17 protein-coding genes and 2 tRNA genes are annotated in these 18804 nt (G+C 71.2%); 14 read left to right on the forward strand and 5 right to left on the reverse strand.

The window, feature by feature from the left end; genetic code table 11:
• Nucleotides 1–52 precede the first annotated feature (52 nt).
• A complete protein-coding gene (locus ACIGXX_RS20465) occupies nucleotides 53–1120 on the forward strand; it encodes a hypothetical protein (protein WP_351160501.1) in 1068 nt (355 codons plus the stop codon).
• 4 nt (nucleotides 1121–1124) lie between these two features.
• Here ACIGXX_RS20465 and ACIGXX_RS20470 read toward each other — a convergent pair whose 3' ends face one another.
• The gene (locus ACIGXX_RS20470; protein ID WP_383818853.1) at nucleotides 1125–2234 is read right to left on the reverse strand and encodes a M48 family metallopeptidase; all 1110 of its coding nucleotides are present in this window, start codon (nucleotides 2232–2234) and stop codon (nucleotides 1125–1127) included.
• Between the two features lie 99 nt (nucleotides 2235–2333).
• Here ACIGXX_RS20470 and ACIGXX_RS20475 point away from each other — a divergent pair, with 99 nt between their 5' ends.
• From ACIGXX_RS20475 to ACIGXX_RS20505, 7 genes are all read left to right on the forward strand, one after another.
• Complete coding sequence (locus ACIGXX_RS20475; RefSeq protein ID WP_351160743.1) at nucleotides 2334–2606, forward strand: hypothetical protein; 273 nt, start codon at nucleotides 2334–2336, stop codon at nucleotides 2604–2606.
• Nucleotides 2607–2732: 126 nt separating this feature from the next.
• A complete protein-coding gene (locus ACIGXX_RS20480) occupies nucleotides 2733–2894 on the forward strand; it encodes a hypothetical protein (RefSeq protein ID WP_344528407.1) in 162 nt (53 codons plus the stop codon).
• 76 nt (nucleotides 2895–2970) lie between these two features.
• Nucleotides 2971–3609 (forward strand): nicotinate-nucleotide adenylyltransferase, encoded by a 639-nt coding sequence (gene nadD / locus ACIGXX_RS20485; protein WP_351160496.1) that lies wholly within the window; start codon nucleotides 2971–2973, stop codon nucleotides 3607–3609.
• Nucleotides 3610–3625: 16 nt separating this feature from the next.
• On the forward strand, nucleotides 3626–5377 hold the full coding sequence (locus ACIGXX_RS20490) for an LCP family protein (protein WP_399977450.1): 1752 nt from the start codon (nucleotides 3626–3628) through the stop codon (nucleotides 5375–5377).
• Between the two features lie 169 nt (nucleotides 5378–5546).
• On the forward strand, nucleotides 5547–5993 hold the full coding sequence (gene rsfS / locus ACIGXX_RS20495; protein WP_351160491.1) for a ribosome silencing factor: 447 nt from the start codon (nucleotides 5547–5549) through the stop codon (nucleotides 5991–5993).
• Nucleotides 5990–6631: a histidine phosphatase family protein gene (locus ACIGXX_RS20500; RefSeq protein ID WP_366461943.1), complete on the forward strand. Its 642-nt coding sequence runs from the start codon at nucleotides 5990–5992 to the stop codon at nucleotides 6629–6631. The genes rsfS and ACIGXX_RS20500 overlap by 4 nt, the downstream gene beginning before the upstream one ends.
• A gap of 141 nt (nucleotides 6632–6772) precedes the next feature.
• A tRNA-Ala gene (locus ACIGXX_RS20505) sits at nucleotides 6773–6845 on the forward strand.
• On the opposite strand, the gene ACIGXX_RS20510 is transcribed toward ACIGXX_RS20505, so the two are convergent.
• Nucleotides 6837–7667 (reverse strand): helix-turn-helix transcriptional regulator, encoded by an 831-nt coding sequence (locus ACIGXX_RS20510; RefSeq protein ID WP_399977455.1) that lies wholly within the window; start codon nucleotides 7665–7667, stop codon nucleotides 6837–6839. The genes ACIGXX_RS20505 and ACIGXX_RS20510 overlap by 9 nt on opposite strands.
• Before the next feature lie 367 nt (nucleotides 7668–8034).
• On the opposite strand from ACIGXX_RS20510, the gene ACIGXX_RS20515 reads away from it, so the two are divergent.
• The 3 genes from ACIGXX_RS20515 to ACIGXX_RS20525 all read left to right on the forward strand — a co-directional run bounded on the left by ACIGXX_RS20515 (nucleotide 8035) and on the right by ACIGXX_RS20525 (nucleotide 10082).
• Complete coding sequence (locus ACIGXX_RS20515) at nucleotides 8035–9567, forward strand: MFS transporter (protein ID WP_399977458.1); 1533 nt, start codon at nucleotides 8035–8037, stop codon at nucleotides 9565–9567.
• 86 nt (nucleotides 9568–9653) lie between these two features.
• Entirely contained in the window at nucleotides 9654–9845 is a 192-nt protein-coding gene (locus ACIGXX_RS20520; protein WP_351160483.1) for a hypothetical protein, read from the forward strand.
• A gap of 3 nt (nucleotides 9846–9848) precedes the next feature.
• Nucleotides 9849–10082, forward strand: coding sequence for a hypothetical protein (locus tag ACIGXX_RS20525; protein WP_016643127.1), 234 nt, complete (start codon nucleotides 9849–9851; stop codon nucleotides 10080–10082).
• Here ACIGXX_RS20525 and ACIGXX_RS20530 read toward each other — a convergent pair.
• Nucleotides 10061–11356 (reverse strand): glycosyltransferase 87 family protein, encoded by a 1296-nt coding sequence (locus ACIGXX_RS20530; protein ID WP_399977462.1) that lies wholly within the window; start codon nucleotides 11354–11356, stop codon nucleotides 10061–10063. The genes ACIGXX_RS20525 and ACIGXX_RS20530 overlap by 22 nt on opposite strands.
• Before the next feature lie 111 nt (nucleotides 11357–11467).
• On the opposite strand from ACIGXX_RS20530, the gene ACIGXX_RS20535 reads away from it, so the two are divergent.
• Nucleotides 11468–11540 (forward strand) — tRNA-Ala (locus ACIGXX_RS20535).
• Between the two features lie 87 nt (nucleotides 11541–11627).
• Here ACIGXX_RS20535 and ACIGXX_RS20540 read toward each other — a convergent pair.
• Nucleotides 11628–13223: an NADH-ubiquinone oxidoreductase-F iron-sulfur binding region domain-containing protein gene (locus ACIGXX_RS20540; RefSeq protein ID WP_351160477.1), complete on the reverse strand. Its 1596-nt coding sequence runs from the start codon at nucleotides 13221–13223 to the stop codon at nucleotides 11628–11630.
• Entirely contained in the window at nucleotides 13220–14437 is a 1218-nt protein-coding gene (locus ACIGXX_RS20545) for a ferric reductase-like transmembrane domain-containing protein (RefSeq protein WP_351160474.1), read from the reverse strand. Before ACIGXX_RS20545 ends, ACIGXX_RS20540 begins: the two co-directional genes overlap by 4 nt.
• 414 nt (nucleotides 14438–14851) lie before the next feature.
• Between ACIGXX_RS20545 and leuS the strand changes: the two genes are divergently transcribed.
• Nucleotides 14852–17755, forward strand: coding sequence for a leucine--tRNA ligase (gene leuS / locus ACIGXX_RS20550; protein WP_351160471.1), 2904 nt, complete (start codon nucleotides 14852–14854; stop codon nucleotides 17753–17755).
• A 164-nt stretch (nucleotides 17756–17919) separates the two neighbouring features.
• Nucleotides 17920–18717 carry a hypothetical protein gene (locus tag ACIGXX_RS20555; RefSeq protein WP_351160468.1) on the forward strand — a complete coding sequence of 266 codons (798 nt, stop codon included), beginning with the start codon at nucleotides 17920–17922 and terminating at the stop codon, nucleotides 18715–18717.
• Nucleotides 18718–18804 lie beyond the last annotated feature (87 nt).

The following is an 18804-nucleotide window of genomic DNA, read 5'->3' on the forward strand; positions in this document are numbered from 1 at the left end:
TTGTCGTGTACCAGGGCGTTTACCTGACGGCGCTGAGACCTACCCTGAAAGTATGGGCGGGCCAGGAGAACCACCTGAGGGGACCCCCGAGGGTGCTCCCGCCGGTGGTGAGGACGAGTACCGATCCGTCGTCTTCGACGAGTCGTTCGTCCGCGCCGCGCGGCTCCAGGAGTACTCCGCGCAGGAGCGCATGAGCGACCACACGCATGCGGTGCGCCGCCTGCCCGCGCGCCACCGGCACCTCTCCAAACAGGCCGTGATCCTCGTCGTGCTGATCGCCGTCGCCTTCGGCACCGCGATCTACATGGGCGTACGCCATCCGTACCAGTCCCCGGCCGCCCAGCGCCCCGAGCCGCTGCGGATGACGGTCATACCGCTCGCCCCGCCCGGCCCCGTGCCCGGCGCCGAGAAGCCGTCCGAGCTGTACGCGCACAGCCCCGCCGCGCAGTTCCGGGTGGGCGCGTCCGGCATCAACCTCCCGGCGGCGCGGCGCACCCCGCACTTCTCGGACAGCCAGGTGATGACCGCGCTGACCACCGCCAAGGACTACCTGGTCGAGTCCTCGCTCGACCCGGACGTCCTCACCGGCGGCGCCGTGCGCTCCGCGCGCATCCTGCTCGACCCGCACCAGCTCGACCAGTTCGACGAGAGCTTCGCGCACCCGGCGGCGGACGGCCGGCACGCGCCCACCGGCTGGCTGGTGCGCTTCGACCCGACGAGGACGGCCCTCGCCACGCCCGGCATCCGGGTGCACGGCACCCTGCACGCCACCGAGACGGACAAGAACACCCTCGAGGTGACCTCGGACCACACCTTCGTCTACGCGCTGCGTCCGGCGGGCAAGAGCGAGCACGTCAAGGCCTCGCTGTTCACCGTCCGGCGCGAGCTGCAGTTCCGCTTCGACCGCGACGACCTGCGGATGCGCCAGACCGAGCTGCTGGTGTCGTACATGCAGGCGGGCCCGCTCGCCTGCTCCGCGGACGCGGCCAACCAGCTGCGGCCGCTGCTGGCCGGGCAGAAGGCGAAGGCGGGCGGCCCCGCGGGCACCGACCCGTACGCGACGGGCGATGCCACGGCGCTGTGCGGGGCGCTCTCCGTGACCGCCCAGCCCTCGCTCTGAGGGGCTACTTCTCTTCGGTGGTGCCGCTGCCCTGCTCGCCGGGCCGGCCGCCCTGGCCGCCCTGCCCGCCCTGCCCGGTGAACTTCCCGCGCAGCTTGCCGCCCAGGTCGCCCGCGCCGCCCGCGATGTCGTTGACCAGCTTCATCAGCGGGTCCTTGCTGCTGCGCACGTCGTCCGCGTAGCTGGACGCCGACTGGCGGAACGAGTCCGACACCGAGGTGTCCCTGTCCTCGTCGCGGCGCGGGTAGTGGCCGTCCATGATCCGCTGGTAGTCGCGGGTCTCGGCCCACTTCTTCAGCTCGGCGGCGCGCACGGTGGTGAAGGGGTGCGTGCGCGGCAGCACGTTCAGGATCTTCAGGACGGAGTCGCGCAGGTCGCCCCCGGCCTCGTACTCCTTGGCCTGCTCCAGGAACGCGTCGACGTTCATCTCGTGCAGGTGGTTGCCGCCCGCGATCTTCATCAGACCGCGCATCGACGCCTTGAGGTCCTGGCCCACCAGGAGTCCCGCACGGTCCGCCGACAGCTCGGACTTGCGGAACCACTCGCGCAGGGCGGTCACGATCGCCATGATCGCCATGTTGCCGAGCGGGATCCAGGCGACCTTGAGCGCCAGGTTGGTGAGGAAGAGCAATATCGTGCGGTACACCGAGTGGCCGGAGAGGGCGTGGCCCACCTCGTGGCCGACGACCGCGCGCATCTCCTCCTCGTCGAGCAGCTCGACGAGGCCCGTGGTCACCACGATGATCGGCTCGTCCAGGCCGATGCACATCGCGTTCGGGTTCGGGTCCTGGTTCACGTACATCGGCGGGACCTTCTCCAGGTCCAGGATGTAGCAGGCGTCCCGCAGCATGGTGTTGAGGTGCGCGAACTGCGCGTCGCAGACCCGTACGGAGTCGGAGAGGAACAGCAGCCGCAGGCTCCGCTCGGGGAGCAGCCCGCTGAGCGCCTTGAAGACGGTGTCGAAGCCGCTGAGCTTGCGCAGGGCCACCAGGGCGGACCGGTCCGCCGGGTGTTCGTAGGCCCGCGACGAGATGCCGGGAAAGCGCCTGCGCTGCCTGCTCGGCACGTTCTCGTGGCCACCGTCCCGCTGGCCGTGGTCGTTGTCGTCGGTCATGCCCCATCCCCCATGCTCGTCCAGTCATGCCCCCGAGGTGGGGCCCAGCCTAGGCGGAGATACCGTGACAGGGCAGCACAGCGAATGGAGTCGCCCGTCATGGCCGTCATGGAGCACAGCGCCGCAGCCCACCACTGGGTCACGGAGGCGGCCGGCCTGGCCGCCAAGGAGCAGGGGGCGGGCAATCTGCTCCGCGTCGTGCTGATCGTCATGGTCGTCGGCTGCGTGCTCGTCGCGTGGTTCCTGCTGCGGGGCTACCGCCAGGGTGCCGACGCGCAGCGCCCGAGCGGGGACGCGCGGCGCGGTGAAGGCAGTCCCGGCGGGGACGGCGACGCGGGCGACAAGGCCGACCGCGCCGACCGGAACGGCTGAGTCGCCGACCGGAACGGCTGAGTCGCCGACCGGAACAGCTGAGTCGGCGTGAGCTCGGCCGGTGCCCCCGCATACGATGGCCCGTAAGTCTTTGTCCCGCCCACCTCCGGATAGGTCCTGCCGACGATGAGCCTCCACAGCACCGCCTCCCAGCTGGTCACTCTCGCCTCCGAGGGCAAGCACGTCGACGAGCACGCAAGCATCAGTCCTCTCATCACCGGCGGTGGCGCGTTCGTCGCGCTGATGCTGCTCCTGTGGATCACCACGCGCTTCAACCGCGACCGCTGAGCGACACCGCCGAGCGATCTCACGGAACGGACGGCTGAACCAGAGCCCGTCGACCGGGCCGGTAGGGTCTGCACGCATGGGAGAGCAGGACATGCCTACCGGTCCCGGTACCGGCCCGGCCAGCAAGGGCAAGCGCCGTCTCGGAGTCATGGGCGGAACGTTTGACCCGATCCACCACGGACACCTCGTGGCGGCCCAGGAGGTCGCCGCGCAGTTCCACCTCGACGAGGTGGTGTTCGTGCCGACCGGGCAGCCGTGGCAGAAGAGCGACAAGGCGGTGTCCCCGGCCGAGGACCGCTATCTGATGACGGTCATCGCGACGGCCGAGAACCCACGGTTCTCGGTGAGCCGCATCGACATCGACCGCGGCGGGCCGACCTACACGACGGACACGCTGCGCGATCTGCGCACGCTCAATCCCGACACGGACCTCTTCTTCATCACGGGCGCCGACGCCCTCGGCCAGATCCTCACCTGGCGCTACACCGAAGAGCTGTTCTCCCTGGCGCACTTCATCGGGGTCACCCGGCCCGGCCATACGCTGGCCGACCCCGGGCTCCCCGAGGGCGGCGTCTCCCTTGTGGAGGTCCCGGCCCTCGCCATCTCGTCCACGGACTGCCGTGCGCGGGTCGCCAAGGGGGATCCCGTCTGGTACCTGGTGCCGGACGGTGTGGTGCGTTATATCGACAAGCGCGAGCTGTACCGCGGCGATTGAGCCGAGAGGGGCACCGGTGAACGACCGACAGTACGACCCGTATGCGGGCGGCGACCCGTATGCGGGCGAGTACGCGGCTGACCAGTACCAGGTCGTCGGGTACGACGAGTACGGCCAGCCGGTGTACCAGCAGGTGCAGCCCTCGGCTTCGTACGACCAGTACGGGGCACAGGCCCAGCAGCCTCAGCAGCAGCAACAGCAGTCGCAGCAACAGCAGTCGCAGGGCTACGGCTACGACCCGTACGCGACCGGGCAGCAGGCTCCCGTCCCGTCGTACGACCCTTCGTACGACTCCTCGTACGACTCCGGTTCCTACGGGACGTACGACCAGCAGCCCCAACACCAGCCCCAACACCAGCCCCAGCAGGGCCACCAGCCCCACCAGCAGCAGGCCCCCCAGCAGACGCAGACCGGCTGGATCCCGCAGCAGTCGCGGCAGCCGGAGGCGGAGCCGGACCCCGAACCGGAGCCCGAGCCCCGGCGTGAGGCCGAGCGCGAACCCGCCTACGAGACCCAGCAGTTCTCCTTCATCGAGGAGCCGGACGAAGAGTCCGAAGACGTCATCGACTGGCTGAAGTTCACCGAGAGCCGCACCGAGCGGCGCGAGGAGGCCAAGCGGCGCGGGCGTTCCCGGGTCGTCGCGCTCATCGTGGTGTTCGCCCTCGTGATCGCGGGCGGCGTCGGCTACCTCTGGTACGCGGGCAAGCTGCCCGGCCTGTCGGACGACGCCTCCGGCGACGACGCGGCGGCGGCCGGACCGCAGAACCGCGACGTGATCGTCGTCCACCTGCACAACACCAAGGGGGGCGGCACCTCCACGGCGCTCCTGGTCAACAACACCACCACCAAGCGCGGCACCACCGTCCTGCTGCCCAACTCCCTCTCCGTGACGGACGACGAGGGCGCGGGGACGACGCTCGGCAAGTCGGTCGACGACGACGGTTCGACCGGCACCCGCGAGTCGATCGACACCCTGCTCGGCACCCAGGTCGAGGGCACCTGGCGGCTCGACACCCCGTACCTGAACAACCTCGTCGAGCTGGTCGGCAACATCGACGTCGACACGGACGCCAATGTGCCCGACCCGAAGGCCAAGAAGGGGCAGGCGCCCCTCGTGAAGAAGGGCGAGCAGCAGACCCTGAGCGGCCCGATGGCCGTCGCGTACGCCACCTACCGCGCCTCCGGCGAGACCGAGACCGCGCAGCTGAAGCGGTTCGGGCAGGTCATGCAGGGCGTCCTGCGGAAGCTGTCGTCCGACCCGCAGGCCGCGACGACCACCGTCCAGTCGCTGGCGCAGATCCTGGACCCCTCGCTCAAGGAGAAGGACCTCGGCGCCTTCCTCGCCAAGCTCGCCGACCGTGCGAAGGGCGGCGACTACTCCACGGAGCAGCTCCCGGTGCGGCAGGACGGGACGCTCTCGCAGCAGGCCGGCGCGAACGTGGTCAAGGAAGTCCTCGGCGGCGCGGTCAAGAGCCCGGAGAAGGGCGCGGCGCTGCGGGTCGGCGTCAAGAACGCCTCCGGGAGCAAGGGCGCCGGGCAGGACGCGCGGATCACGCTGGTCAACGGCGGCTACACCTTCGTCGACAGCGGCGCGGGCACCACGGCCCAGGCCGCCTCGCAGGTCACGTACGCCGACGCGGACAAGAAGACGCAGGCCGCCGAGGTCGCCAAGACCCTCGGACTGCCGGACGGCGCGGTCCGCAAGGGCAAGACCGCACCGAACGCGGATGTGTCGGTCGTCCTCGGCCAGGACTACCGGGCGGGATGACGCCACGGACCCCGGCCGGGAGCCTCCCGGCCGGGGTTTTCGGCGGGCTGACGCAGCAGACTTCGGCGGGGTGACGCAGCAGACAGGGTGATCGAGCGATCGCCGGGAGTGCTGTCGGCGGTCCGTGAGACCCTTGGTGTGTCTTGACCACCTGAAGGAAAGCTCACTAGTGACCGCCACGGACCGCTCCATCGAGCTCATCAAGGCAGCCGCACAGTCGGCCGCCGACAAGCTCGCGCACGACATCATCGCGTACGACGTCAGTGACGTGCTGTCGATCACCGACGCCTTCCTGCTCGCGTCCGCGCCCAACGACCGCCAGGTCAAGTCGATCGTCGACGAGATCGAGGAGCGGCTGAACAAGGAGCTCGGCGTCAAGCCGGTGCGCCGCGAGGGCGACCGCGAAGCCCGCTGGGTCCTCCTGGACTACGTGGACATCGTGGTGCACGTCCAGCACAGCGAGGAGCGTGTCTTCTACGCCCTCGAGCGCCTGTGGAAGGACTGCCCCGAGATCGAGCTGCCCGCGGACGCCGTCGCGACCCGCGGCAAGGCCGCCGAGCACGCCGAGCAGCGCGCCGCGGAGGAGGCAGCCGACCTGGACGGTGAGCTTCGGTGACCAACCGCGGCTGCCGGATCATCCTGTGGAGGCACGGCCAGACGGCCTGGAACCTGGAGCGCCGCTTCCAGGGCTCCACGGACATCGAGCTGACCGACACGGGCGTCTCGCAGGCCAGGCGCGCCGCCCGGCTGCTCGCCTCGCTGAAGCCGGACGCCATCGTGGCGTCCGACCTCAAGCGGGCGGCGGCCACCGCGAGTGAGCTCGCCGGCCTCACCGGCCTGGAGGTCACGCACGAGCAGGGCCTCCAGGAGACGTACGCCGGCGACTGGCAGGGCCTGACGCACGACGAGATCATCGCGCGCTTCGGCGACCAGTACACCGCGTGGAAGCGCGGTGAACCGGTGCGCCGCGGTGGCGGCGAGCTGGAGACCGAGGTCGCCGACCGGGCGGCCCCGATCGTGCTGCGCCATGCCGAGAAGCTGCCGGAGGACGGCACGCTCGTCGTGGTCAGCCACGGCGGCACGATCCGCACCACCATCGGCCGTCTGCTCGGCCTGGAGTCCCACCACTGGGAGGGCCTTGGCGGGCTCTCCAACTGCTGCTGGTCGGTGCTCGGCCAGGGCGCGCGGGGCTGGCGCCTGCTCGAGCACAACGCCGGCACGCTGCCGGAGCCGGTGCTCGGCGACGACGATTAGCCCCGGGCGGGCGGGTGGCGAGAGCCGCTGGTCGGAGGGCCTGAGAGGGTCCCCCAAAGGCTCCGTCACCCGGATTTCACATTCCGGCTGGTCGCAGGCTAAAGTTCTTCTTGTTCGCCCGCCGAGCGGGAAAGAACACACGGGGCTATAGCTCAGTTGGTAGAGCGCCTGCATGGCATGCAGGAGGTCAGGAGTTCAATTCTCCTTAGCTCCACAATTCGGATCCCGTCCTCATCAGAGGGCGGGATCCTTCCGTTTCCGGTGGCCTGAGTGCGCGAAGCGCGGCCGCACGGTTGCGGCTCTCCTCGTCGTTCGGTGTGTACGCGACGATCCGGCACTCCGGCATGCCGTTGATGGACAGCGAGACCGACGTCATCCGCAGCTCGCCGACCGCCTCGTGCCGGAACGTCTTCACACGGGGTCCTGGCGGCGCCACGTCACCGCTCTCCCACAGCTCGGCGAAGAGCGCGCTCGCGGCGGACAGGCGGCGTATGAAGTCCTCCCAGGCGGGCTCGCCCACGTGCCGGCCGTACGAACTGCGCAGCGTCGCCACCATCACCGGCAGCTCCTCGTCCCGGAAGACCAGCGGGCAGACGGGGTCGGGCGCGATGAACAGCGTCCACAGCACGTTCGGCGAGCCGAGGGCCTCCAGCTGTGGGACGAAGAAGAGGTCGCGGTAGGCGGGGTTGGTGGCGAGGATGTCGTACCGCGCGTTGTAGACCACCGCCGGGTGGGGGTCGAGGGCGTCGATGATGCCCTGGATCTCCGGGCCGACGGCCGCGGGGGAGGCGGTCCTGCGGTCCGGCTCGAACGGCACCTCGGCCAGGTGGTAGAGGTGCTCGCGCTCCGGCTTGTCCAGGCGCAGCGTGCGTGCCACGGCGTCCAGGACCTGCGCGGACGCGTTGATCGGGCGGCCCTGCTCCAGCCACGTGTACCAGGTGACGCCGACTCCGGAGAGCTGGGCGACCTCCTCGCGGCGCAGGCCCGGTGTGCGGCGGCGCAGGCCCGGCGGCATGCCCACGTCGGCCGGTGTCACCCTGGCCCTGCGGCCGCGCAGGAAGGCGGCGAGCTCCGGTCTCCGTCGCTGAGCCGTCCCTTGAGCTGTCCGTTGAGCCGTCCCCTGAGCTGTCCGTTGAGCCGACCCCTGAGCCGACCCCTGAGCTGTCCCTTGAGCTGTCCCCTGAGCCGTCCCTTGAGCCGGTTGCCGAGTCGTCCCCTGGGCCGCCCCCTGAGCCGGTTGCCGAGTCGTCCCCTGGGCCGCCCCCTGAGCCGGTTGCCGAGTCGTCCCCATCGTCGTCACGTCCCCCATCGTCGGCCCACGCCCCCAGCCTTGCCAGGTGCTGCCAGTACCAGCATCAGCGGGCTCTCGTTACCCGTACCAACTCGCCGTCACGCTCGGTGCCATGACAACGACCACCCCGTCCACCGCGGCGGATCCCGCTGGTTCACCGCCCGCTGGTTCACGTCCTGCACCCAGTAAAGCCCCCGGCACCGACAATCGCCCCGGGCGGCTGCTCGCGGTCGTCATCGCCGCGCAGTTCATGGCGCTGCTCGACGTCTTCATCGTCAATGTCGCCGCGCCCACCATCCGCACCGAACTGGGCGCGTCGGGCGCCGGGTTGCAGCTGGTGATCGCCGGATACACCATCACGTACGCCGTGCTCCTGATCACCGGCGCACGGCTCGGCGACCGCCTCGGGCACCGTCGCGTCTACCTGATCGGCCTCGCGGTCTTCACCGTCGCCTCGCTCGCCTGCGGACTCAGCCGGGGCACGGGCGAGTTGATCGCCTTCCGGCTGCTTCAGGGCGCGGGCTCGGCGCTCCTCATCCCGCAGGTGCTCAGCCTGATCCAGCGCAACTTCACGGGGGAGGCGCGGACGAGGGCACTCGGCGCGTACGCGGCCGTGCTCGCCGTCGGGGCCGCCGCGGGGCAGGTGCTCGGCGGAGTCCTGGTCAGCGCCGATCTGTTCGGCACGGGGTGGCGTCCGGTGTTCCTGGTGAACGTGCCGGTCGGGGTGGTCCTGCTGATCATGGCGGGGCGGGTGCTGCCGCGTGACGCCGTCCGGAAGCCGGTGGCGGGAGAGCGGGTTGCCGGGGAGCCGGTCGCCGGGAAGCCGGGGCCGCGGGCGCGTGGGCTGGATCTGCCGGGGCTCGTGCTGCTCGGCGGCGCCGTGTCGTTGCTCACCGTGCCGCTGGTGCTCGGCCAGGAGGAGGGCTGGCCGCTGTGGTCCTGGCTCTCGCTCGGCTCGGCCGCGGTGTTCTTCGCGCTCTTCTGCGCGTACGAGTCCCGGCTGGCCCGCGGCGGCGGGGCGCCGCTGATCGCGCCACGGGTCCTGCGCATCCCCGGCATGGGCCTCGCGGTCCTGAGGATCGCCGCGGTGATGGCGGTCAACGCGGGCTTCCTGTTCGTGCTCACCCTGCACGTCCAGGGCGGCCTGGGCTACAGCGCGCTGCGCGCCGGTCTGACGTTCGCGCCGACCGCGATGGTCTTCGGCGCGGTCGGCCTGACCTGGCGCCGCTGGCCCGCGGCGCTCCAACGGGCGCTGATTCCCGGTGGGTTCGCGCTCACCGCGGTGTCGGCGGTCGCGGTGGGGCTGCTGCTGCGGGACGGCGGAGAGGGCGGACCGTGGCTGTACGCGGCCTTCGTGGGCATCGGCGCGGGCCTCTCCCTCGGGTTCAGCCCGACGCTCACCCGGGCACTCTCCACGGTGCGGCCCGAGGACGCCGCGGACGCCAGCGGCCTCCTCTCGACGGTCGCTCAGCTCGGCCAGCTGATCGGTGTCGCGTGCTTCGGAGCGCTTTTTCTCAACCGGCTTGAGTCGCAAGGGGCTCCGGGGGCGTATTCATCCGCACAGGCCCTCCTGGTGTGCGCATACGCCCTGGCCGGGGCGGCCGTGCTGGGCGCCGTGTCCGGACTGGTACGACTGCGTCGCTGACCGGGTCGCTCAGGCCGTGGCAGAATCGGACAGCCGGAAGGGGACCGCACCAGACCACCGATTGTGACCCGACGGGAGGGAGAGCGATGCCTGCGAGCATCCTCGATGGGGCCGACCGCCCCATCGCAGCGGCCGCGCCGTTTCGCGCTGCCGCTCCCTCCGCAGCGATCACCCTCCTCACCTGTCCGTCCTGCGGTTCGTCCCATGTCGCCCAAGTACTCGGCGACAACGGCGGTGTCTCGTACGTGTGCACGGCCTGCGGCCGCAGCTGGAGCTGATTGATGGGTGCACACAGGCGGAAGTGCGACTGGTGCGGCAGTGGTACGCCGATCGTCCGCGACATGGAACCGGTCAACCCGGACTACCAGTACTGGTGCGAGGAGTGCGCGCGGGCGCTGATCATAAAGGGCGACCCCATCGAGACGTACCGCGAGCTCGAAGGGGAGCCGATCTATGGCCGGCTGCTCGACGAACACTGCACGCTCAAGCGCTTCTATTCCTTCGCCACTGCTTGACCTCGCCCGGTCCACGGGCGGGTGCGGCGTCCGATTCCTCGCGGCAGTCCATGCGGCAGTCCATGCGGCAGTCCATGCGGCACTCCATGCAGCAGGAACGCGAAAGCGGTCCCTACGTAGAGGGCGGACAACGTCATCTCGCCATAATTCTGGCCGAGTTCGAGCCGTCCCACGCCGTGCGGCACCCACCACAGGGCGTACGAACAGAAGACGAGGGCCACGGCTCCGGTGGCCGCCCACCGGGCCCGGCCGCCCCGGCGCACCGCCCGGGCCCACACGAGCAGCGCCATCGGCACGCACCACACCCAGTGGTGCGACCACGAAACCGGGCTGACCAGGAGCGCCGTCGCCGCGCAGGTCACCGCCGCCCGGGCGCGCTCCCCGCGCAGCGCCGCGCGCACCGCGACCGCGAGGCCGAGCGCGCCGACCGCCGCCGCGGCCACCGCCCACCGGATGCCGGGCTCAGCGGTGTGCAGGAGCCGCGCGAGGACCCCGCGCAGCGACTGGTTCGCGGTGTCCTCGGCGAGCCCGACCCGGCCCGCCTCGAAGACCATCCGGGTCCAGAAGCGCCACGAGTCGTACGGCAGGACGGCGGCCGCGAGCAGCGTCGCGCCGGCGAACGAGACGGCCGCCACGCACGCGTGGCGCGCGGGCGGACGCCACGGCCCGCGCCGCGCGGCCTCGGCCGCGCCGGTGAGCAGCAGGAACACCGCGAAGAGCGCGGGAGTGAGCTTGATCGCCGCCGCGATGCCGATGCCCAGGCCCGCCCAGCGGTGGCCGGGGCGCCGTGACAGGTCCCACAGGACCAGGACGGCGAGCAGCAGATTGACCTGGCCGTACCGCAGGGTCGTCCACACCGGTTCGGCCCAGACCGCGAGCGCGGACACCCACAGGGCGGTCTCCACGCGCGCGTGCCCGATGTTCGGGAGGGGGCCCACGAGCCGGAGGGCGAGGTGCGTGAAGGCCACCAGGAGGAGCAGGTTTCCCACCGTCGCCAGCGTGCGCATGTCCGCCGTGTCCAGGAGCGTCAGCGGCGTGAACAGCAGGGCGGCGAACGGCGGGTAGGTGGTGGGCAGATGCGCCTCGGTGGTGCGCAGCGCGTAGAGGTCGCCGCCCGCGCGGACGGTCTCGCCCTCGGCGCGGTAGACCATCAGGTCGATCATCGAGACGTCCGCCGCGCGCTGCGCGAGCCAGAAGGCCGTGAAGGAGAGCAGGCACGCCCCGGCGGCGAGGGGCACGCGGCGGCGGGCGCCGGCAAGCGCGATCACGGTCACGAAGGCTGACAGTACCGGCCGTATCCGTACAGACCGGAAACGATTTGGTGGAGCACGGGGAGGAGCGTGTAATGTTGGCGGAGCCGCCGGGGAAACCGGGCGGACAAGCAAGGGGCTATAGCTCAGTTGGTAGAGCGCCTGCATGGCATGCAGGAGGTCAGGAGTTCAATTCTCCTTAGCTCCACAGCAGATGAGAGCGGGCCACCCGGATCGGGTGGCCCGCTTTCGTGTGTCCGGCCGGCGGGTCCAGGTGGGTCCCTGGCCTAGTGGGTCATTGACGTCCGCTGCCGAGCGCCCTGCGGCCACGGCCGCGGCCCGGCGGCAGCGCGAGCGGCAGCGCCGTGCGCGTCGCGGGCGCGGACGGGTCCTCCTCGATGCGCAGCGCGAGCGCGGGGCAGCGGCGTACGGCACGTTCGGCACGCGCTTCGGAGTACCGCGGTACGGATGCTTCCGCGACGCCGGGGAAGCCGTCGGGGCCCAGCTGGATCAGCTCGGGGACGATGTCCGCGCACAGGCCGTGGCCCTGGCAGAGCGTCCAGTCGACGGCGAGCCTGCGGCCACTGGGGGCCTCGGCAGGGGAAGCCTCCGCCTGGAGCGGCAGGACGCCCTCCACGGGGCGGCCGCAGCCGCCGCCCAGGACGTGCGCGGCGAGGTCGTCCGTGAACGCCGAGATCGTGGATTCGATGAAGGCCGCCGTGCCGTCCGGGTGCTTGCAGGCGCCGCGGCGCTTCACGGCCCGCGTCACCTCGCGCAGCGCCTCCAGAGCGGTGGGACCGCCGCCGTCCAGGACGTCCGCGAGGCCGCGGGCCGCCGCCGGGAGCCCTAGATAGCAGGGGCCGCACTGGCCGGCGCTCTCGGAGGCGAGCCAGTTCGCCACGTGCAGCGCCTCCCCGAGCGGGCAGGTGCCGGGGCCGATGGGCAGGATCGCGCCCGCGCCGAGCGCGCCGCCGCAGGCCTCCAGGGAGGCGCGTGAGACGACCGCGTCGTGAGCGGTGACCGCGTCGAGCCACTTGCCGTGATAGCCGCCCGTCAGGACGCCCTGGGGGAGCGGCGGTGCGCCGGCCAGCTGCAGGACGTACCGCAGGGGCACTCCGGTGGGGACCTCGACCACCATGGGCCGCGCGACGGCTCCGGAGACGGTGAGCAGCACCGTGCCGGGCTCCTCCCGCAGGCCGGTGCGGCAGTAGCGGTCGGCGCCGATCCGGGCGGCGACCGCGAGCTGGGCGAAGGTCTCCGCGTTGGACAGCAGGGTGGGCGCTCCGCCCACCCCGGAGTCCGAGGTGCGCACCTTGCGCCCCGGCGGCATCGGCGGGCCGCCGTCAGCCGAGCGCACCAGGGCGGACGACTCACCGGTCACCATGCGCACCGGATTGCGCTGCACGCGCGCGCGGATGGTCGATCCGCGCCGGTTGGTCAGGCCGCGCTCGGCGAGTGCCGAGAGCATCGAGGACTCGGTGGAGTCCCGGGTCACGCCCACGACGAGAGTGCGGGCGCCAAGCGCCTCGGCGGCAAGGAGAGCGCCGTCGAGGATGAGGTGCGGGGCGCGGTTGATCAGGACGGTGTCCTTGCGGCAGGCGGGTTCGTCCTCGCTGCCGTTGACGACGACCACGGGGCGCACGCCGCGACGTATCGCCGCGTCGGCGACCGCGCGCAGCTTCTTGGCGAAGGGGAAGCCCGCCCCGCCCCTGCCGCGCAGCGAGATGGCCTCGGACAGGCCGGCGAGCGACTCGCCGGCCATGGGTTCGAGCGGGCCGTGCACCTTCAGGTGCATCGCCAGATCGAGGCGCTCGACCAGATCGAAGCCCGAGGTCAGGAGCGGAAGCCCGACGACGCGGACTTCGGGGACGTCGGGCAGCGACGCGTTCACTTGGGGCCTCCGGTGGCGGCGTTCCAGGGCTCGCCCGAGCTCGGCGCCTGGAAGGTGTGCGGCAGCGGTTCGGTGGCGGGGCCGCTGTCGTACGGGGCTTGGTAGGGCGCCTCGTACGGGGGATGGGGGTCGTGGGCCGCGTCGTACGGCGGGTCGTACGCGGTGTCGTGGGAGCGGTAGGCGGTGTCTTCGGAGCCGTACGCCTGGGAGTGGGTGTCGTACGGGGGGTCGTAGGGGATGTGCGGCGCCTCGGCCGGGGGAGGCGGGGACGGGGCCGGCCAGCGGGGCGGCGGGGGATCGGTGCTGGAGACGACCTCCGTGGGCTGGTTGGTGGAGGCGAGGACGCGGTAGGCCGCCGCGATGCCGACCACCGGGGGCGGGCCGGACGGGGCTTCGGGGGCAGGGCCGGGAGCGGCGGCGGTCCCGGGGAGCGGCGACTCGGCGATGTCCCGGCGGACGGCCTCCCGGTTGCGCGCGCGGCCCTCGGGTTCGAGAAGGGCCAGGATCCGGGCGGCGACCTTCCGCTTGATCGGGAGCGGGGCCGCGCGCAACGCGACCGCACCCGCGACGCCGACCAGGCAGAGGCAGTAAAGGGCGATCACCCACGGCTTGGGCGGGCGTCCCGCGTAGAGGCCGTGTATCAGCGCCGAACACCAGGCGGGGTAGGCGAGCATGTGCAGCGCACGCCAGCGCGAGGCGACCTGGGCCGGTGAGGCGAAGGCGCTGCGCAGGGCCCCGGTGACGCCCGTGACGACCATCAGGAGCCCGGCGAGCGAGCCGAGGCCGATGAGCCCGTCGCTGCCGGAGAAGCCGAGCCCGAAGGGGATGAGGGCGCCGACCGGCGACACGTGGTCGAGCGCGAGTTTGACGCTGACGTGCAGCAGAAGGAAGCCGATGGAGGCGACGGCCGTGGCCCGGTGCACGGCCTGGGCGAGCAGTCGCTGACGGGAGTGCAGGAAGAGCCGGTCGGTGGCGACCAGGCCCCAGGCGACGGCGGCGGTCAGGGAGACCAGGGACAGGACGCCGGTGGTGAAGTCGAGGGCGGCGCGGAAGGCGTCGCTCCCGACGATGACGAGCAGGGGTATGAGCAGCAGTACGGCGGTGGTCAGAACTCCGCGCGTGGTTCTGCTCGGTTCGGGGAAGGCTGTGAACGAACGGCTCGTGCGGGTGGCGCGGTTGGTGCGGCTCTTGCGATGCGGATTCAGAGGGTTCATGGGGGCGACTCCGAAATGGCTCGATCGCCGCATGCTAAGTGTCCGCATACCAGTGAGTACGAGGTTTGAGTTATTGCGTCGTTATCTAAAAGCGACGCGATCTTGGTGTTGCCCCGATAGAGGTCGGTACGCGGAGTAACCTTTGGCCAAAGATCGGGTTCCGGGCCTCCGGCGGACCGGGGAGCGGCGCGAAGCGGTGCGGTGGAACCTCGTCGCGGGCCGCGTGAGCGCTGCGGTACCCTGACGCCATGCGTGCCGTACGCCTTCTGCTTAGCGGGCCGCGCTGATCAGTCCCGACCGCCGGAAAATCGCGGTCGGCATCGGCGCGGCGTCCCCTCCTGTGTGAGGGGCTTTTTCATTTGGCCGGGACGGCCATTTCCGCAGGCAGAGACGATCGATGGAGCTTTGAGGATCATGAGCGAGACGAATTCTGCTGCCGCCTCCGAGGTGGCCGCACCGCACCGCTACACGGCCGCCCTGGCCGCCGACATCGAGGCACGCTGGCAGGACTTCTGGGACGCGAACGGCACGTACGAGGCGCCGAACCCGAGCGGTGACCTGGCCGCGGACGGCGACGCGCAGGCCGCGCTGGTCGCCAAGCCCAAGCAGTTCATCATGGACATGTTCCCCTACCCCTCCGGCGCGGGCCTGCACGTCGGCCACCCGCTGGGGTACATCGCCACGGACGTCTACGCCCGCTTCCAGCGCATGACGGGCCACAACGTCCTGCACACCCTGGGCTTCGACGCCTTCGGCCTGCCCGCCGAGCAGTACGCCGTGCAGACGGGTACGCACCCCCGGGTCTCCACCGAGGCCAACATCGAGAACATGAAGTCGCAGCTGCGCGGTCTGGGCCTGGGCCACGACAAGCGCCGCTCCTTCGCGACGATCGACCCGGACTACTACAAGTGGACCCAGTGGATCTTCGTACAGATCTTCAACTCCTGGTACGACGCCGACGCCCAGAAGGCCCGCCCGATCGCCGACCTGGTCGCCCAGTTCGACAGCGGTGAGCGCGCCGTACCGGGCACCACGCGCGCGTGGAGCGAGCTGGACGCCGTGGAGCGCGCCGAGGTCCTGAGCCAGTACCGCCTGGCGTACGCGTCCGACGCGCCCGTCAACTGGTGTCCCGGTCTGGGCACCGTCCTGGCGAACGAGGAGGTCACCGCCGACGGACGCTCCGAGCGCGGCAACTTCCCCGTCTTCAAGGCCAAGCTGCGCCAGTGGAACATGCGCATCACCGCGTACGCGGACCGCCTGCTGGACGACCTGGACGCGCTGGACTGGCCCGAGGCCATCAAGCTGCAGCAGCGCAACTGGATCGGCCGCTCCGAAGGCGCCCGTGTCGACTTCCCCGTCGGCTCCGAGGACGGCGACGCGATCACCGTCTTCACCACCCGCCAGGACACGCTGTTCGGCGCCACCTACATGGTCCTGGCGCCCGAGCACGACCTGGTCGACAAGGTCGTCCCCGACGCCTGGCCCGAGGGCACCCACGAGACGTGGACCGGCGGCCACGCCACCCCGGCCGAGGCCGTGGCCAAGTACCGCGCGTTCGCCGCCTCCAAGTCCGACGTGGAGCGCCAGGCCGACGCCAAGGAGAAGACCGGCGTCTTCACCGGCGTCTACGCCACCAACCCGGTCAGCGGCGAGCAGGTCCCGGTCTTCATCGCCGACTACGTACTGATGGGTTACGGCACCGGCGCGATCATGGCCGTCCCGGCGCACGACAGCCGCGACTTCGCCTTCGCGCGCGCCTTCCACCTGCCGATGCGCTGTGTGGTCGAGCCGTCCGACGACCGCGGCACCGACCCGGCGACGTGGGACGAGGCCTTCTCCTCGTACGAGGCGAAGCTGGTCAACTCCTCGAACGCGGAGATCTCCCTGGACGGCCTGGGCGTCGTCGACGCCAAGGCCCGCATCACCGGCTGGCTGGCCACGCGCGGCATCGGCGAGGGCACCGTCAACTTCCGCCTGCGCGACTGGCTGTTCAGCCGCCAGCGCTACTGGGGCGAGCCCTTCCCGATCGTCTACGACGAGGACGGCATCGCCCACTCGCTGCCCGAGTCGATGCTGCCCCTGGAGCTGCCGGAGGTCGACGACTACTCCCCGCGCACCTTCGAACCGGACGACGCGGACACCTCTCCGGAGACGCCGCTGTCCCGCAACGAGGACTGGGTCAACGTCACCCTGGACCTGGGCGACGGCCCCAAGAAGTACCGCCGCGAGACCAACACCATGCCCAACTGGGCGGGTTCCTGCTGGTACGAGCTGCGCTACCTGGACCCGCACAACGACCAGAAGCTGGTCGACCCGGCCGTCGAGCAGTACTGGATGGGCCCGCGCGAGGGGCAGCCGACCGGCGGCGTGGACCTGTACGTGGGCGGCGCCGAGCACGCGGTGCTGCACCTGCTGTACGCCCGCTTCTGGTCGAAGGTGCTGTTCGACCTGGGGCACGTCTCGTCCGCCGAGCCGTTCCACAAGCTGTTCAACCAGGGCATGATCCAGGCCTACGTCTACCGCGACAGCCGTGGCTTCCCGGTCCAGGCCACCGAGGTCGAGGAGCGCGACGGCCAGTACTTCTTCGAGGGCGAGCCGGTCAAGCGCGAGCTGGGCAAGATGGGCAAGTCCCTGAAGAACGCGGTCACTCCGGACGAGATCTGCGAGGAGTACGGCGCGGACACCCTGCGTCTGTACGAGATGGCGATGGGCCCGCTGGACGTCTCGCGCCCGTGGGACACGCGCGCGGTCGTCGGCCAGTACCGCCTGCTGCAGCGCATGTGGCGTCTGATCGTCGACGAGTCGACCGGTGAGGTCACGGTCGCCGACGTCGCGGAGTCCGACGTCGCCGAGGGCACGCTGCGCGCCCTGCACAAGGCGATCGACGGCGTGCGCCAGGACCTGGACGGCATGCGGTTCAACACCGCCATCGCCAAGATCACCGAGCTGAACAACTACCTGACCAAGGAGGGCGGCGCGCTGCCGCGCTCGGTCGCCGAGCGCCTGGTGCTGCTGATCGCTCCGCTGGCCCCGCACGTCGGCGAGGAGCTGTGGCGCAAGCTGGGCCACACCGACACGGTCGTCCACCAGGACTTCCCCGTGGCCGACCCGGCGTACGTCGTGGACGAGACCGTGACCTGCGTCGTGCAGATCAAGGGCAAGGTCAGGGCACGCCTGGAGGTCTCCCCGTCGATCTCGGACGAGGAGCTGGAGAAGGTGGCCATGGGCGACGAGAGGGTGCTGGCGGCGCTGGACGGCGCCGGAATCCGCAAGATCATCGTGCGGGCGCCGAAGCTGGTGAACATCGTCCCGGCCTGACGGTCCTGACGGTCCTGGCAGTCCTGAGGATCTGAGGGCACGCGGGGCATGAGGGTAGTCCCCTACGGGCAGGTTGGGGGTTCCGATGGAACCCTCGGCCTGCCCTTTGCGTTTACCGTTGAAGAGTCGGTGCGGAACCCGCCGCAGGACCTGAGAGGAGCGTCATGGAAGCCGTGGGCGTGATCGTGGCGCTGCTCGTACTGCTGTTCGTGATCTTTGGTGCGTACGTGACGGTGAAGGTGGTCGGTGCCGCCAAGCGCGGCGTGGACCGCACGATCTCGCAGGCGCGCCGTTCGGTGGAGGACACGACGCTTCGCGCGAAGAGCTTCGCGCAGGTGGGTGCGGCCGGCGAACTGGCCCAGCTGCGGCTCTCGTTGCGCACGTCGATGCGGGCCACGCAGGAAGCACTCAAGGCGGGCGCGGTCGAGGACAGCTCGCTGCAGGAGTCCCTGGGGCTCTTCGAGCGGCTCAGCGCGCACGGGCACGAGCTGGACGACGAGCTCCGGCGCCTGGAGCGGGACCCGGACAAGGCGACCCTGGCCCAGCGGCTCCCCGCGCTGCGGGAGCGCACGGCGCAGATCACGAAGTCGGCGGACTCGCTGCGGTGGGTGGTGCGCGACCGGGCTCACCATTTCGCGGACGACGACCTGGACTCGTTGAGCTCCCAGATCGACCTGGAGACCGGCGCGCTGCGGCACTGGACCAAGGAGCCGTCGCCCACGCAGACTCCCGCCGCGTGGCCCGAGCCCGAGCCGGCGGACGCGGGCAAGGGGGCGGAGCAGACGTGGACGGAGCCGTCGGAGCCGTCGGAGCCATCGGGGCAGCCGGGGCGCCCCGAGCCGTCGCGGCCCTCGGCATCGTCCGGATCGGCGGAGGAGTCGGCGCGGCCCGCCATCACGCCGCCGACGCCGCGGCCTTCGTACCCCTGGGAGAAGCAGGCCAGGCCCGAGAGCACGACGTGACCGCGAGGGCGACCCGGCACGGCTCGGAGCGCGGCTGGCAGACTGGCCCGCAAGGGGTCGGGCTGCCGCCGTCGGCTCCAGGCAGGT

The organism is Streptomyces sp. NPDC055243, assembly GCF_044544025.1.
Classification (GTDB): Bacteria; Actinomycetota; Actinomycetes; order Streptomycetales; family Streptomycetaceae; genus Streptomyces.